Raw genomic sequence first — 14173 nt, 5'->3', positions numbered from 1 at the left:
CATCTCCCTCCAGAGGGTTTCAGATGATCGCTTGTTCCGGTTGCAATGCCCGGATCGCCGTGCGGCGGGCATCCAGCTTCGTCCGGCGCTCGACCTGCATCCGGGCAACCTTGCGTCGCAGCGGCCAGTACACCGCACAGAAGCCCAGGATGGCCAGGGGCGTGCTGCCCACGATCAGCGGCAGCAACAGCGCCTCGCCGTCGTTGAGGAGATAGCTCCAGGAGATCGCCTCGACCGGCGGCAGGCCCACACCGTTGCTGCCCAGGATCGCGCGGCCAAGCTCGTAGTTGCAGAACATCACGAGCGGCAGCGTCCAGGGATTGTTCAGCAGGGTAAACGCCAGCGCCAGCGGCAGGCTCGCCCGGAACAGCCTCGCCAGCAGGAACGCCATGAAGAAATGCAGGCCGAACCATGGCGTCAGGGCCAGCGCGGTGCCGAGCGCCACCCCGGCCGCCAGATAGTGCGGCGAGCCGCTCATCCGCCCGATGCGCTGCAGGCGGTAGCGGAACGCGCGCCGGTAGCCCATGCGCGGGAGGACCGCCGAACGACTGCGCTCCCAGAAGTTCGGGCGCCGCTGCCGGGCGAACAGCAACCTCGTCAGGCCTTGGCAGCGCCGGGGCGGGAGCCGGGCTTGACCGGCGGGATCGCCGCCAGTTCGGGCGGAAGCTCGTCCGGGCGGTAGGTCGGCAGGTCCAGCGCCATCAGCGCGTGATGCGGCACGCCGAGATCGGCCCGGCCTCCCGAACGGTCGACCAGGCAGGCGGCCGCGACCACCTGCCCGCCTTCGGCCCGGATCACCTCCATGCACTCCTTGGTGGACATGCCGGTGGTAACCACGTCCTCGGCGACCACGACCTTTGCACCCTTCGGGATCGAGAAGCCGCGGCGCAGGGTGAAGGTCCCGTCGACCCGCTCGGTGAACAGGGACGGGACGCCCAGAGCGCGGGCCAGTTCATGCCCGACCAGGATCCCGCCCATGGCTGGCGCCACCACCAGGTCCACCTCGATGTCGCCGATCCTGGCCGCCAGCGCCTTTGCCAGCCGCTCGGCCCGGGCCGGGTCCATCAGCACCCGGGCGCACTGCAGGTAGACGGAGCTGCGCAGGCCGGAGGTCAGGATGAAGTGACCGCGCAGGAGCGCGCCTGCCGCCTCGAACTCGGCCATCACCGTCGCCTGATCCATCGACCCGCATCCCCTTGCATCAACCCGGGCCGCTTGGACCACAAAATCATGCCAGGACGCCAGAGGCCTCATCATCCAGGACGGCATCCAGGGCATCGTCCAGGGGAAGCACGCCCTTGAACCCCCGCCGGTGATGGGGGGTCGGCCCCAGTTCCCGCAGAGCCTGGCGGTGGAAGGCGGTGGGATAGCCTGCGTGGCGCTCGAGACCATAGCCTGGCCAGCGCAGCGCGAGGCGCGCCATCGCCCGGTCGCGCACCACCTTCGCCACGATCGAGGCAGCCGCGATGCAGTCGACCAGGGCATCGCCCTTCACGACCGCTTCCGCCGGGAGGTCCAGTCCCGGCGGGACCCGGTTGCCATCGACCAGCACCTGGACGGGCCGGATCTTCAGCCGGCAGACCGCGCGGCGCATCGCCAGCATCGAGGCGTGGAAGATGTTCAGCCGGTCGATCTCCGCCACCGACGCCGCACCCAGGGCCACCACCGCCTGGTCCTGGAGCAGCAGGGCCAGCCGGCGCCGCTCCGCGGCCGGCAGGGCCTTGCTGTCGGCCAGCCCCTCGATGGGGGTGCGCAGGATCACGGCGCACGCGACGACCGGGCCCGCCAGCGGCCCGCGTCCGACCTCGTCGACCCCGGCGACCGGCAGGGCGCCATCCACCGTGACCCTCATGCGAGCCCGTCCAGGAAGGCCAACTCGACCAGGATCCGCCCGACCTTGGCGCCGGCGACGTTGAGGATTGGCTTTTCTCCGAACCGGGCGAGGGCGCCGGGCTCGACGCCATCCAGCCAGCCCAGCCGGCTCATTGATGCCAGCAGCATGGCCTCGGCGGCACGGGTGGCGCCATCGACCGCCTTCAGCGCCATTCCATGGCCGTTCCGGCGGTTGCCGGCGAGGTAGACCCCCTCGGCGCCGGTCTTGGCGACAATCCAGGGGGCGGCGCGCATCAGGGCCGAGCATAGCCTGCCGCTGCCGGCCACCATCTCGGGATGGGCGACCATGGCGTCGCCGATCCGGGTCAGTGCCGCCGCGCGCGACGGGGGCAGGCCCTTGGGCATCGCCAGCCGCGCCGCCGCACGGGCAAGGGCATCCAGGGGGATGGGCCAGGAGGGAACGCCGCATCCGTCGGTCCCGGGGACGGGCAGGGGATCGATGCCGGTGATCTCGCGCAGCGCATCGTCGACCCGACGCTGCACCGGATGGTCGCGCTCCAGATAGCTCTCGATCGGGGCACCCAGCGCCCGCGCCGTCACGAGCATGCCGGCATGCTTGCCCGAGCAGTTGTTGAACACCGGGGTGACCGGCCGATCGGCCTTGAGGCGTGCTGCGTCGGCGGCCGGCAGAAGGGGTGGATGGCCGCCACAGCGCAGGTCGCCCTCCGTCAGCCCGGCACGCTCCAGCCAGGCAAGCACGCGACTGATATGGATCTCCTCCCCGTTGTGGGAGGCACACGCCAGCGCCAGGTCGGCAGCATCGCATCCGGAGGCGTCCAAAGCACCGCTCTCGACCAGCGGCAACGCCTGGAAGGGCTTGATCGCCGAGCGGGGAAAAACCGCTTCGTCGGTGTCGCCGATGGCGGCCAGCAGCCGGCCGCGCCCATCCGCCACCGCCAGCCTGCCCAGATGCCGGCTCTCCACCCGATCTCCGCGGGTGACCAAGACCGCGACCGGATCCCTCATCGGCCCCCAACCCCACTGATGACTGGAATGTGGCGGTGCGGTGGCATGGTCGCTCCCCCAGCGCAAGCGCAGAAGGCGGAGCCGGCTGGAAGGTGCGGCCATTCGGCCGCGCTCGGCAACCTCATTTCCGGATGAGACGATCGTCACGATTACCTCGATCCCGCCGAAGCTTCATCAATCCGATGTCGACGCTACATGGCGACGCTCATGCTCGATGGGGGATCGAAGACATGCAGAGAAGACAGCTCCTCGGAGGAATGCTCGCATTTGGTGGGGCTTTTGGCTTTTCCGGGACTTCGGAGGCCGCTCCCCGGTTCGACGTCTGGCAGTGCATGCGGTGGAACAAGCTGCCAGGCAGCTTCCGAAGTTGCGGCTTCAAGGATATGACGATCTTCTACGAGGCGTCGATGGTCACCAGCGGACAGCCCGACTACCGCAAGCTGGACCAGGTCGCCGCCCAGATCCGCAAGGCCAAGCCTCCGATCGTGACCCTGGACATCGAGCGCTGGGATCCGACCACTGCCCAAGGGCGCGACAAGCTCATCCGGGTGATCGAGTACCTTCGAGGCCGGATCCCGTCCTCGGTGCGGATGGGCTATTGGGGCATCATGCCGAACTACAACTATCCAGACTATCGCGCCGGAGGCAGCCGGCTCGCCCGCCAGCGCAGCCTGAACCGAGGGATGCGCCCGCTCGCGACCAAGACCGACTGGATCATGCCGTCGCTTTATACCTACGAGGGCAACCGCAGCCGCTGGGCACAGTTCGCGAACATCGTGCTCGAGGAAGCCCACAGCTACGGCAAGCCGGTCATGCCGTGGCTGTGGATGCAGTTCTACGAGAAGTCTCCCTACAAGAGCATCCACTACAAGCTCATCCCCGGCGAGTTCTTCCGCGGGGAACTGGAGAAGGCTCGGGCCAGGGCGGACAGCGTCTGTTTGTGGGGCACGAGGGCGCCAGCAAGCGGCAGCACGATCAAGCGGTTGGACTGGCAGGGCCGGGCGAGCTGGTGGTTGCAGACCAAGTCGTTCATGCAAGCGCAGGGACATCCGATGAATGCTTGCAAACTCTGAACGGCAAAGTAGGTATGGCGCCGGTCGTCGGAGTTACCGTCTTCCAAGCAGGAGGCCGGCGCCATTTCATGGCTCGCTGTTCATGAGCCGCACAGGTCGATGCGACCTCTCCGTCGCGACCAGCTGGACTGGTTGGCGAGCCTATTCTGGAAGTGCAGATGCAACGACGTGATTTCTTGGCTGGGCTGGTCGCGACCCCGACGGCGCCCGGCCTGACGGACCTCCTGGCCGACCTGAAGAAGGCGAGCGGAGTCGCAACCCCCACGACCCCGCCTGCCAATCCCAAGCCGCCGGTCACGCCGACGCCGCCCACCAAGCCGACCGTTCCGGACAAGAAGAACTTCGTCGCCTGGCAGCGGATGAGCTGGAACAACGGTCCGGCCAGCTTCGATGGCTGCGGGCTGCGCCCGATGCCGATCTACTACCAGAATACGCTGATCACCGGCGAGGAGCCGGACTACAAGAAGCTCGACAAGGTCATCGCCCAGATCAAGGCGAACAAGCAGACCATGGTCACGCTGGACGTGGAGCGCTGGAACGCGGCGTCCGACCGCGAGCGGCCGAAATACATGCGGCTGATGGACTACATGCGCGAGCGCGTGCCGGCCGGCACCAAGCTGTCCCTGTACGGGATCATGCCGAAGCCGCGTTACAGCGATTATGTCGCCGGCGGCGCCAAGCTCGCCTACCAGCAGAGCGAGAACAAGAAGATGCGTCCGCTCGCCGCCAAGTGCGACTGGATCATGCCGATGTTCCATGCCTACGAGACGGACCGCCGGGACTGGGCGAAGTTCGCTACGGCCATGATCGCCGAGGCGCGCACCTACGACAAGCCGGTGATGCCGTGGCTGTGGATGCAGTACCATGACCTGGCCTGGCCCAGCTCGATCCGGGGCCAGCTGATCCCGGGCGACTTCTTCCGCCAGCAGCTCGACACCGCCTACCGTCTGGCCGACAGCCTGTGCATCTGGGGGACCCTGATCGTCCGGCCGGACGGCACCCGGATCCGGGCGAACTGGAACGCCCAGGCACCCTGGTGGGCGCAGACCAAGGCGTTCCTGCAGGCGAACCTGCACAACGTGACCGCCTGCAAGGCCTGAGCGTCTTTCCCAACGACAAAGAAAATGGCCGGGGCAAGCCCCGGCCATTCCTGTTGCTCGGGCGCTGATCAGGCCGCTGCGGTCAGCTTGTCCATCGCGTCGTCCAGGCCCGACCAGAGCCGGTCGAACAGCTGGTCGATCTCCGCCTCGTTGATCACCAGCGGCGGGCAGATGCCGACCGCGTCGAAGGGCAGGCCGCGCAGGATCAGGCCGTGCGGCTGGCAGGCATTCGCCACGGTCACCGAGGCCTTGGAGGCGGCCGGGAACTGCTCGCGGGTCGCCTTGTCCTTGACGATCTCGACAGCACCGATCAGGCCGACGCCGCGCGCCTCGCCGACCAGCGGATGCTCCTCCATCGCCTTCAGGCGCTGCATGAAGTGGGGCGCCATCGCCTGCACGTGGCCGAGCGTGTCCTCTTCCTCGTAGATCTTGAGGGTTTCCAGGGCGACCGCAGCCGCCACCGGGTGGCCGCCATAGGTGTAGCCCATGCCGATCGTGCCGAGCTCGGCGGAGCGGTCGGCCAGCGTCTGGTAGAACTCGTCGCTCATCAAGAGGCCGGCGATCGGCAGGTAGGCGCTGGAGAGCTGCTTGGCGACGGTCATCAGGTCCGGCTGGATGCCGTAGGTCTGCGAGCCGAACATCTGCCCGGTCCGGCAGAACCCGCAGATCACCTCGTCGGCCACGAACAGGACGTCGTACTTCTTCAGGACCGGGATGATCTTGGGGAAGTAGCTGTCCGGCGGGACGATGACGCCGCCGGCACCCTGCACCGGCTCGGCGAAGAAGGCGGCGACCGTGTCCGGGCCATGCTCGAGGATCAGGTCCTCCAGCTCCTTGGCGAGCCGGTCGGTGAACTGCTCCTCGGTCTCGCCCTCCATGCCCTCGCGGTACCAGGTCGGCGGCGTCACGGTGAGGAAGCGCTCCGCCATCGGCAGGTCGAAGCCCTTGCGGGCATATTCCAGCGCGGTGAGGTGGCCACCCGCCAGGGTGATGCCGTGATAGGCGCGCCGGCGGCTGATGATCTTCTTCTTCTCGGGCCGGTCCTTGGCGTTGTTGTAGTACCAGATCAGCTTAATCGCAGTGTCGATCGCCTCGGAGCCGGAGTTCAGGAACCAGGCCTTGGTCAGGCTGTCCGGGGTCATCGACAGCAGCTTCTCGCCCAGCTCGATCACCGGCATGGTCGAGCGGTGCGCGAACTGGTGCGAATAAGGCATGGTCTCCATCTGGCGCTTGGCCGCGTCGACCAGGCGTTTGTTGTCGAAGCCCAGCGCCGTGCACCACAGGCCGGCCAGGCCTTCCAGGTACTGCTTGCCGTCATCGTCCTCGACCCAGACGCCCTTGCCCTTGGTGATCACCAGCGGACCCTGCTTCTCGTGGACGCGCAGGTTCGTGTAAGGATGAACGAGATAGGCGATATCGCGGGCGGCGAGCGAATTGGGCGCGTGGGTCATCGTCGAGACATTCCGGCGTCGTTGCTGGGTTGCCCTCGATGGTAGGAGGCCTGTGACCTCCCGGCCACCCCCAGTTCCGTTCTGGCCAACGTACTTGCGCATAGCTGGCCCCACATTATCTGCCAGCATCCAGCTTCAGAGGTGATCGATGATCGGGCAGATCGAGCGGCCGTCGGCCAAGCCAGCAGCCAGTGCCGCCACCGGGCCGCTGCCTCCGGGGCACCCGCCGGTCGCCGCCCCCAAGATCGGGGTGATCCTGTCCAACCTCGGCACGCCCGACGGCACCAGCTACTGGCCCATGCGCCGCTACCTTTCCGAGTTCCTGTCGGACCGGCGGGTCATCGAGAAGCCCTTCCTGCTCTGGCAGGCGCTGCTTCAGGGCGTGATCCTGACCACCCGGCCGTCGCGCAAGGGCAAGGACTACCAGACCATCTGGAACACCGAGAAGGACGAGGGACCGCTGAAGACGGTCACCCGGGCGCAGGCGGAGAAGGTCGGGGCGCTCCTGGCCGAGCGCTACCCGAACGTCGTGGTCGACTGGGGCATGCGCTATGCCAGCCCGTCGCTGCCGTCGGTGGTCGAGCGCCTGTTCCGCCAGGGCTGCTCCAGGCTGATCCTGCTGCCGCTCTACCCCCAGTACAGCGCCGCCACCACCGCCACCGGCTGCGACGTCGTGTTCAAGAAGCTGCTCGACATGCGCTGGCAGCCGGCCCTGCGCACGGCCCCGCCCTATCACGACCATCCGGGCTACATCACCGCGATCGCCGACAGCATCCGCGACCACCTGGCGACGCTGGACTGGCAGCCGGACAAGGTGGTGATGAGCTTCCATGGCATGCCCAAGGAATATTTGCTGCGGGGTGATCCCTACCACTGCCAGTGCCTGAAGACCGCGCGGCTGGTGTTCAGCGAGCTGGGCATGACCCAGGAGCGGACCATGGTCTGCTTCCAGTCGCGGTTCGGCCCGGACGAATGGCTGCAGCCCTATCTCGACAAGACCATGGAGGCGCTGCCTGGGCAGGGCGTGAAGAAGGTGGCGGTGATCTCGCCGGGCTTCTCGGTCGACTGCCTGGAGACGCTGGAGGAGATCGAGGGCGAGAACCGGGAGATCTTCACCCATGCCGGCGGCGAGAAGTTCACCTACATCCCCTGCCTGAACGACGGCGAGGCCGGGATCCGCCTGATCACCGACCTGGTCGAGCGCGAACTGGCCGGCTGGGTGTGACGGCTCAGCTCGTCAGGACCCCGCAGTCGAGCACGAAGGCGACCCGTTCGGCGACGTCCACCCGCGGCACCTCGATCAGCTCGTAGCCGAGGTCGCGGTAGACGCCCTCCATCGCGGTGCAGGTGGCGGCGGCGATGGAGGCAGTCTGGCGTCGCTCCTGGTCCTGGCGGAAGATCTTTGGCCAGGGCGGGCAGATCAGGACCTGCCGGTGATAGCGGTAGGCGCGCGCCGCCTCGTGCAGGTGTGGCGGGACGGGCAGGCCTTCCAGCCGCAGATAGCCGATCACGTCCGGCACGCCCCGGTCGAACCAGACCGTCTCCGCCGGCTGCGCCAGGTAGTTCTCCATCTCCAGGGCCAGCATGGTCTCGGCGAACAGCGCCCGGTCGCGCCAGGGCAGGGCCGGTCCGTCGATCGCCATCTGCCGCTGGATGATCCGCCGCCCGACCTCCGGGGCATGGGGAAATCCCCGGGCGCTCAGGGCCTGGATCAGCGTCGACTTGCCGGACCCTGGTCCGCCGGTGATCACGATGAAGCGTCGCTGTGACATGTGCCGCAACTCCTGCTGGGTGGATCGACAATTTCCAGGCGGCTGCTAAGTCCCGCCCTGCGGGCGACCCGGCCCGCACCCAACCCGTTCTCCAGAATCGAAGGAAGCTCGTGACCGGACCGCTCGCGCTCTACCGGGAGAAGATCGCCACGGGCGCCCTGAAGGCCGATCCGGACCAGGAGAGGGCGGCCCAGCGCCTGCAGCGTCTTCACGACGACCTGACGGCGGCGCCGGACGACGGTGGCCAGGGCGGGTTCTGGAGCGGATTGTTCAAGAGGAAGGCCGCTGCCAACGGGCGTCAGGTGCGGGGGGTCTACCTGCAGGGCGCGGTGGGGCGCGGCAAGTCGATGCTGATGGACCTGTTCGTGGCGAGCTCGCCCGAGCCCAAAACCCGGCGGGTCCACTTCCATGCGTTCATGCTGGAGGTGCAGCGGCGCCTGCACGAACTCCGCCAGGACGGCGGAAGCGAGGATCCGGTGGGGCAGTTCGCGCGCACGGTCGCCTCGGAGACCCGCCTACTCTGCTTCGACGAGTTTCATGTCGTCAACATCGCCGATGCCATGATCCTGGGGCGGCTGTTCACCGGGCTGTTCGATGCCGGCGTCGTGATCGTCGCCACCTCGAACTGGCCGCCCGAGCGGCTCTACTGGAACGGGCTGAACCGCGACCGCTTCCTGCCCTTCATCGACCTGCTGCAGAGCAAGGTCGACGTGGTGTCGCTGGACGGTCCGGTGGACTACCGGGTCGAGCGGCTGCGCGACCTCAACACCTGGTTCTCGCCCTTGGGCGAGGCGGCCGGCAAGGAGATCGAGCGGCTGTTCCTGGCGCTGAGCGACGGCAGCCCCGGAAGCCCGGTCGACGTGCCGGTCGGTTCGCGCACCCTCAAGGTCGCCCGTGCCGACGGTCCGATCGCCCTGTTCGACTTCCCCGAACTTTGCGCGCGGCCGCTGGGTGCGGCGGACTATCTAGCGATCGGCAGCCATTTCCGGGTGGTGTTCCTGACCAACGTGCCGATCCTGGCGCCGGCCCGGCGCAACGAGGCTCGCCGGTTCATGACGCTGGTCGACGTCCTCTATGAGAGCAGGCGGATGCTGGTGGTCAGTGCCGACGGCCGGCCGGACCAGCTCTATCCGGTGGGCGAGGGGGCGTTCGAGTTCCAGCGCACCGTCAGCCGGCTGATGGAGATGCAGAGCACCGCCTGGCTGGAGATGGTCCGTTCGGCCTCTGGCGACCTGCCGGATTTCGCTCCCTTCGCCCTGACCTCCGACCTGAACTAGCGGAAATACCGCCGAAGACCTCCTGGGACAGGGACACCGGCAGTCAGGCTACCTGGCAGAGCCTCCACGGGCCGATGTCGACATGGAGGTGATCGCGATGGTGGCGGTCGGCGGGCGGACCCAGGACCACCTGGAACCGGCGGCAGGCAGCCTTGCCGACGGCCCGCAGGAAGCGCCCCGGCGGGCCGCCCGTGTACCAGTCGCGCTCCACCATGATGCGGCGGCCATCGGCCAGGACGAACCCGGTGATGTCGACGGCGCGGCCGGAGGCATGCAGGCTCGGCCGCGCCGCATTGCCGGTCATCGACCGGCAGGCCCAACTGCCGGCGGTGAGTACGGCAGTGACCCTGCTGCCGGTTTCCAGCAGGGCCAGACGGTCGATCTCGGGCATGAACCCAGCAAGCGAGGCCGCCATCGCGCAGGCGGTCTTGAGCGGCGGGATCAGGTCCGGCCCCGCCTGCTCCAGGATCAGGGGCATGCTCACCCCGCAGGCGCCACCTGGAGCGGCAGGCCACGGGCTGAACCGGGCGCCGCTGGCCGCGAGCTTCGCCGGGCAGTCCGGGTCGGGGGCTGAGCGATCGGGCTCGGGACCGGCGCATCCCAGCAGGAGAAGGGCAGCCGCCCCGAGCACGGTCGCAAAGCCGCACCCTGCCGGCCTCATCGGATGGACTGGCCTTGGGTGCTTTGCGTCAGAACTCGGCGCATCGTTAACGGATCATTCACTGGCAGGGTCCAAGATGCACCCATGGCATGCGCGGCCGGCGGCATGCCAAGCGGCCGGTCGCCGCCGAAGCGCCGGGTCGAAGGGAGCAGGCTTGCCCGCAATGCGCCAGATCTTTGACCGGCTTGGGCGGCGCCCGGCCGTCCCGTGGCTGGCTGTCGTGCTGGTGCTGACGGGGATGGTCATGTTGGCGGCGATCGCCAGGAGCCAGCCGCCGGTGCTTCCTTCTGGTCCAACCATTCTGGTGGAGATCGAGCGGAGCCAGGTGCTGCCGCCCGCGGATCCGCCGGTGGCCAAGGTCCCGCCCGGCCAACATGGATCTCGCGCCGTCGCGGACGCACCAGGGAGTGGCCCCAGGATCGCGATCATCCTGACCGGCCTGGGCCTGGATCCGGTTCTGGCGCGAGCGGCGCTGGATCTGCCGGACGCCGTGGCGGTGGCATGGTCGCCCTACAGCGACGACCCGCTGGCCGACCAAGCCCCGATGCGCCGGGCGGGGCACGAGATCTGGCTGGATCTGCCGATCTCCCGGGGTGATCCTGCCCGGTTCGATGCGGGCCCGCTGGCGCTGTCGCCGGCGAAGTCCGACGACCAGAATCTGCGGCGGCTCCGGATGGCGCTGGAGACGGTCACCGACCCGGCAGGGGTGGTGATGGAGCCCGGCGCCTTCGCCGCCAGCCCGGACCGACTAGGCCCGGTTTCCGCTGGGTTGGGGGAGCTGGGCCTTCCGCTGGTGCTCCACGGCAACTTCGTGCGCGTGGTCGCGGACGCGGAGCAGGTGGCCGCGGTCGCGGCCGATGGCTGGCTGGAGATCCACACCGTCGCCAGCGTCATCGACGCGTTCCTGGAGGAGCGTGCGAGGCAGGCGCGGCGGGAAGGTGACGTCCTGCTGGTGGTGCGGAGCCATCCGCTCAGTCTCGATCGGTTGGGGAGGTGGCTGGCCAAACTGCCGGGCGAGGGCTTGACGCTGGTGGCCCCTTCGGTGCTCCTGCGCGCGCCACCGGATGGGCGGTCGCTGCGGGCCGGGATCCACCCCGACAAGGGAGGCGTGGCGAGGGACCGACACGGGGGATGACATGGACGAAGCGGGCACCTGCATCATCTCGGCGACGCCGCTGGAAGGCTATCGTCCCTGCGTGGGCATGCTCCTGCACCGGCCGGGCCATGGCCTGTTCGTCGGCCGGCGCATCGACACCATGGTGGAGGCCTGGCAGCTGCCGCAGGGAGGCATCGACCCGAGCGAAACGCCCTTGAGCTGCGCCGTCCGGGAACTGCGGGAGGAAGCCGGGACCGACGCCGCGACCCTGGTACGGGAGAGCGACCGCTGGCGGGCCTATGACCTGCCGCCGGACCTGGCCGCCAAGTCCTGGCGGGGCCGCTACAAGGGCCAGTCGCAGCGCTGGTTCCTGTTCCGCTTCGAGGGCAGCGACGAGGACATCAACCTCACCGGCCATGGCGAGGAGGCCGAGTTCGCCGAGTGGCGCTGGGCGAAGGAGGATGAGATCATGAAGCTGATCGTGCCGTTCAAGCGCGCCATCTACCAGGACGTGTTCGACGAGTTCCGGGCCGACCTGGGCTGATCTGGGTAGGCCAGAAGCGGGGGCCGCGCACCCGTCGGGATCATTCCCGGCGCTTGGCCCGGGTACGCGCCGCCGCGAACGACGTTTCCTCGGGAAGGCTCGCTCCTGAAGCAGCCGGGCATGGCTGGCGGGCGAGGCAGGTCCTGGCCGCTGCCGCCCTGCTGCTGGCAGCCTGCGCGCCCAGCCCGCCGCCGTCGCCGCCGCCGCCGGCGCCGGCGCCGGTTGAGAAGCCAGTCGTGCTGCCGCCGCGGCCGGTGAAATCGCCCCCGATCGACGACCAGTTCTGCGATGGCATGATCGCAGCCATCGATGCCTGGAAGGAAGCCTTTCGGGCCCTGCGGCAGGAAAGCGGCGGACCCGGCCCCTGGCAGGCGCGCCCGCTCGATCGCGAGCTCGGGCTATGCTTCGTGGACGGCACCAGCCTGCTGACGGCCGCCTATGTCTGCCGGCCGACCATGGACGGGCGTGGCGACCGGGGGACGATGGAAGCGATGTTCCGCCGGATCGAGGGACGGATCGACCGTTGCCTGGCCCGGCCGTCCTGGTATCCGCGCCGGTGGGCGAAGGCCCCGCCGGTGCAGCTTTCCGGCGGCGAGCAGCAGATCCTGTGGCGCGATCAGGCGGCATGGCCGCGGCCGGCGCTCCGGCTGAAGATCGAGCAGAACTATCAGCGCGCCGGGACCTGGACGCTGCGCCTGACCAGCTATGCGATGCGCTGAGGGTGAAGGGGCGAAAGCCCTGTCTCGCTCGCCCACCCTGCCCGGAGGAGCGTACAGCGACATGGTCGACGGCCAAGCTCCCTTGCCTGGGGTCGGGTCAGTGTTCAGCGATGGGGGATCATGCCAGCGGCGAGGGGAGCGCGGCCGGAGAAGCGAGAGGCGCGGCATACGCCGCGAGGTGCAAAGCGCCAAAAGTGCATGAGGCTGACGGGAAACGTTGTTCCAGTCGGTGGTGCGACTTCTTGACGGCGGCGGCCCGGACAACGGCCGTCGGGCCAGCGGTGGTCCAGCAAGGTCACCGCCTTGGCCGCTTGGCGGGGAGTAGCGGCGCGTAAGGCATGGCTATGCTGGACTCTGCCGGCAGGCAGGGTGCGGTTGGCCTCTTTCGTCAAACGGCAAAAGTGCCGACGCGATCATTGCGCTGGCCCGGCGCGCCGATGAGCCTGAGCAGCCCGGCAGGCGATGGAAAGCAGGGTGGTCCATCCGCCACGAGAAATGCAACCAGTGCCTGATCGCGAGCCCTCCCTCCGCTGGCCGTCTGCCAAGCGTCGGGACCATGTTGCTCTCGATCATGTGTCCCTGGTTGTTCCATTGGGGGCATCCGCTTCCCATGCCGGCGCGGCGCCAGCGGTCGAACTGCCGCTGCACCGTCGTTCACCGACGGCAACGCTTTGGCAGGGCACGCCTGCGCAGAGCCCATCGGCATACATTCAGGAGCAAGCGGTTATCCGATCCCCGCTGGCCCAGTCCCCAGCCTTGCCCCGCCGCAGCGGGACGATACGCACCCATGGCTCCTCGCTGGCCCGATAGCGTCTAGCTCCGTACCTCTGCGCCAAGCCCGGTGAACCGGCATGCGTCCGGCGGAGATCGTGACAGCACAGGACGGCCCATGGGCCGTTCAAAGCTCGCTGGCTAAGCGCGCATGCTCAATGAGCCGGTCCCGTTTCGGCACGTTTCGTCCCGGCGGGTGCGAGAAGCGGGTCCGCTGGATGTCCTGCCGGAACGACGTGCACGGCCGGTACCGGCGTGCAGGCAAGCATCAAGGCCAAGCCAGGTTTTATGACATGATCCGCCATATCATGACTTGCGTTGAGCTGAACTTTGGGGATGCTGCAGTGCAGTTCTGGTCATGCTCTAGATCCGCCGCGACGCAGTCGGCGTACCTGTTCGCAGTTCCTGGGTGATGACGTTCTGGACGAAGGGGCCACATCGATGAATTCGAGACCCTCTGAAATCTGGAGTCGGGATTTTGCGGAGCATGGGCGGCCGCTGCAGCGTTGGGGCGCCCTGCTGACCCGGCGCGGCAAGCTGGTGGTGGGAGCGACCGTGATGGCGAGTGGCCTGGTCATCGGGATCTTCTGGGCCGACCTGATCTGATCTCCCTCTTCTGGCCGGACCTGAGGAGCAGCGACATCCAGCGCGGTATCGCAGCATCGATCCCGGGCGCGGTCTAGGGTTTGAAGGACCGATATCGCCGCGATCCTGATCTTGGCCCGATTGCGGCATGCATCCACGGAAGTCCTTCTGGGCGGGCTCGGTTGCTGAAGCTATCGGGGGTTGCTCAGCTGGGCCAAACCTTCCAAGCGTGATCCGCAAAGCGCCAACTTCTGGCCGAGGCGTC

Annotated in this window: 15 protein-coding genes; 8 read left to right on the top strand and 7 right to left on the bottom strand. The window is 68.2% G+C overall.

Features of this window, described 5'->3' with window-relative positions; genetic code table 11:
• Positions 1-19: 19 nt before the first annotated feature.
• Genes GEMRO_RS33050 through GEMRO_RS31700 form a run of 4 tightly spaced genes read right to left on the bottom strand, consistent with a single transcriptional unit; the run spans position 20 to position 2859 of the window.
• Positions 20-592 (bottom strand): DUF2062 domain-containing protein, encoded by a 573-nt coding sequence (locus GEMRO_RS33050; RefSeq protein ID WP_051329451.1) that lies wholly within the window; start codon positions 590-592, stop codon positions 20-22.
• Positions 593-597: 5 nt separating this feature from the next.
• Positions 598-1182 (bottom strand): orotate phosphoribosyltransferase, encoded by a 585-nt coding sequence (gene pyrE, locus GEMRO_RS0124835; RefSeq protein ID WP_027136178.1) that lies wholly within the window; start codon positions 1180-1182, stop codon positions 598-600.
• Between the two features lie 46 nt (positions 1183-1228).
• Positions 1229-1852: a ribonuclease HII gene (locus tag GEMRO_RS31705; protein ID WP_035485968.1), complete on the bottom strand. Its 624-nt coding sequence runs from the start codon at positions 1850-1852 to the stop codon at positions 1229-1231.
• Positions 1849-2859 carry an asparaginase gene (locus tag GEMRO_RS31700; protein WP_035485965.1) on the bottom strand — a complete coding sequence of 337 codons (1011 nt, stop codon included), beginning with the start codon at positions 2857-2859 and terminating at the stop codon, positions 1849-1851. The genes GEMRO_RS31705 and GEMRO_RS31700 overlap by 4 nt, the downstream gene beginning before the upstream one ends.
• Positions 2860-3089: 230 nt before the next feature.
• On the opposite strand from GEMRO_RS31700, the gene GEMRO_RS0124820 reads away from it, so the two are divergent.
• Positions 3090-3932, top strand: a complete 843-nt coding sequence (locus tag GEMRO_RS0124820; protein ID WP_157505737.1) for a hypothetical protein — start codon at positions 3090-3092, stop codon at positions 3930-3932.
• Between the two features lie 158 nt (positions 3933-4090).
• Positions 4091-5032: a hypothetical protein gene (locus GEMRO_RS0124815; protein ID WP_157505736.1), complete on the top strand. Its 942-nt coding sequence runs from the start codon at positions 4091-4093 to the stop codon at positions 5030-5032.
• 68 nt (positions 5033-5100) lie between these two features.
• On the opposite strand, the gene GEMRO_RS0124810 is transcribed toward GEMRO_RS0124815, so the two are convergent.
• Positions 5101-6483: an aminotransferase gene (locus tag GEMRO_RS0124810; protein ID WP_027136175.1), complete on the bottom strand. Its 1383-nt coding sequence runs from the start codon at positions 6481-6483 to the stop codon at positions 5101-5103.
• Between the two features lie 148 nt (positions 6484-6631).
• Between GEMRO_RS0124810 and hemH the strand changes: the two genes are divergently transcribed.
• Positions 6632-7708, top strand: coding sequence for a ferrochelatase (gene hemH / locus GEMRO_RS0124805; protein WP_027136174.1), 1077 nt, complete (start codon positions 6632-6634; stop codon positions 7706-7708).
• 4 nt (positions 7709-7712) lie between these two features.
• On the opposite strand, the gene GEMRO_RS0124800 is transcribed toward hemH, so the two are convergent.
• Positions 7713-8255: an AAA family ATPase gene (locus GEMRO_RS0124800; protein WP_051329450.1), complete on the bottom strand. Its 543-nt coding sequence runs from the start codon at positions 8253-8255 to the stop codon at positions 7713-7715.
• Between the two features lie 110 nt (positions 8256-8365).
• On the opposite strand from GEMRO_RS0124800, the gene zapE reads away from it, so the two are divergent.
• The gene (gene zapE / locus GEMRO_RS0124795; protein WP_027136172.1) at positions 8366-9532 is read left to right on the top strand and encodes a cell division protein ZapE; all 1167 of its coding nucleotides are present in this window, start codon (positions 8366-8368) and stop codon (positions 9530-9532) included.
• A gap of 43 nt (positions 9533-9575) precedes the next feature.
• Here zapE and GEMRO_RS33045 read toward each other — a convergent pair whose 3' ends face one another.
• Positions 9576-10193, bottom strand: a complete 618-nt coding sequence (locus GEMRO_RS33045; protein WP_084507562.1) for an extensin family protein — start codon at positions 10191-10193, stop codon at positions 9576-9578.
• A 163-nt stretch (positions 10194-10356) separates the two neighbouring features.
• Here GEMRO_RS33045 and GEMRO_RS0124785 point away from each other — a divergent pair, with 163 nt between their 5' ends.
• The 4 genes from GEMRO_RS0124785 (at position 10357) to GEMRO_RS34485 (ending at position 13929) form a co-directional block, all read left to right on the top strand.
• On the top strand, positions 10357-11328 hold the full coding sequence (locus tag GEMRO_RS0124785) for a divergent polysaccharide deacetylase family protein (protein ID WP_027136171.1): 972 nt from the start codon (positions 10357-10359) through the stop codon (positions 11326-11328).
• Between the two features lies 1 nt (position 11329).
• Positions 11330-11833: an RNA pyrophosphohydrolase gene (locus GEMRO_RS0124780; protein WP_051329448.1), complete on the top strand. Its 504-nt coding sequence runs from the start codon at positions 11330-11332 to the stop codon at positions 11831-11833.
• A 53-nt stretch (positions 11834-11886) separates the two neighbouring features.
• Positions 11887-12552 carry a hypothetical protein gene (locus GEMRO_RS31690; RefSeq protein ID WP_035485961.1) on the top strand — a complete coding sequence of 222 codons (666 nt, stop codon included), beginning with the start codon at positions 11887-11889 and terminating at the stop codon, positions 12550-12552.
• A 1212-nt stretch (positions 12553-13764) separates the two neighbouring features.
• Complete coding sequence (locus GEMRO_RS34485) at positions 13765-13929, top strand: hypothetical protein (RefSeq protein WP_157505735.1); 165 nt, start codon at positions 13765-13767, stop codon at positions 13927-13929.
• Positions 13930-14173 lie beyond the last annotated feature (244 nt).

Source organism: Geminicoccus roseus DSM 18922, assembly GCF_000427665.1.
In the GTDB taxonomy this organism is placed as follows: domain Bacteria; phylum Pseudomonadota; class Alphaproteobacteria; order Geminicoccales; family Geminicoccaceae; genus Geminicoccus; species Geminicoccus roseus.
Note: the sequence above shows the minus strand (reverse complement) of the source record. Positions and strands in the feature narration are given on the sequence as shown.

Coding starts and splice junctions, on each gene's coding strand:
- GEMRO_RS0124800 (WP_051329450.1), bottom strand. CDS start 8,255: ATGTCACAGCGACGCTTCATCGTGATCACCGGCGGACCAGGGTCCGGC.
- GEMRO_RS34485 (WP_157505735.1), top strand. CDS start 13,765: ATGAATTCGAGACCCTCTGAAATCTGGAGTCGGGATTTTGCGGAGCAT.
- GEMRO_RS0124820 (WP_157505737.1), top strand. CDS start 3,090: ATGCAGAGAAGACAGCTCCTCGGAGGAATGCTCGCATTTGGTGGGGCT.
- GEMRO_RS0124780 (WP_051329448.1), top strand. CDS start 11,330: ATGGACGAAGCGGGCACCTGCATCATCTCGGCGACGCCGCTGGAAGGC.
- GEMRO_RS33045 (WP_084507562.1), bottom strand. CDS start 10,193: ATGAGGCCGGCAGGGTGCGGCTTTGCGACCGTGCTCGGGGCGGCTGCC.
- hemH (WP_027136174.1), top strand. CDS start 6,632: ATGATCGGGCAGATCGAGCGGCCGTCGGCCAAGCCAGCAGCCAGTGCC.
- GEMRO_RS31700 (WP_035485965.1), bottom strand. CDS start 2,859: ATGAGGGATCCGGTCGCGGTCTTGGTCACCCGCGGAGATCGGGTGGAG.
- GEMRO_RS31705 (WP_035485968.1), bottom strand. CDS start 1,852: ATGAGGGTCACGGTGGATGGCGCCCTGCCGGTCGCCGGGGTCGACGAG.
- GEMRO_RS0124815 (WP_157505736.1), top strand. CDS start 4,091: ATGCAACGACGTGATTTCTTGGCTGGGCTGGTCGCGACCCCGACGGCG.
- pyrE (WP_027136178.1), bottom strand. CDS start 1,182: ATGGATCAGGCGACGGTGATGGCCGAGTTCGAGGCGGCAGGCGCGCTC.
- GEMRO_RS0124810 (WP_027136175.1), bottom strand. CDS start 6,483: ATGACCCACGCGCCCAATTCGCTCGCCGCCCGCGATATCGCCTATCTC.
- GEMRO_RS0124785 (WP_027136171.1), top strand. CDS start 10,357: ATGCGCCAGATCTTTGACCGGCTTGGGCGGCGCCCGGCCGTCCCGTGG.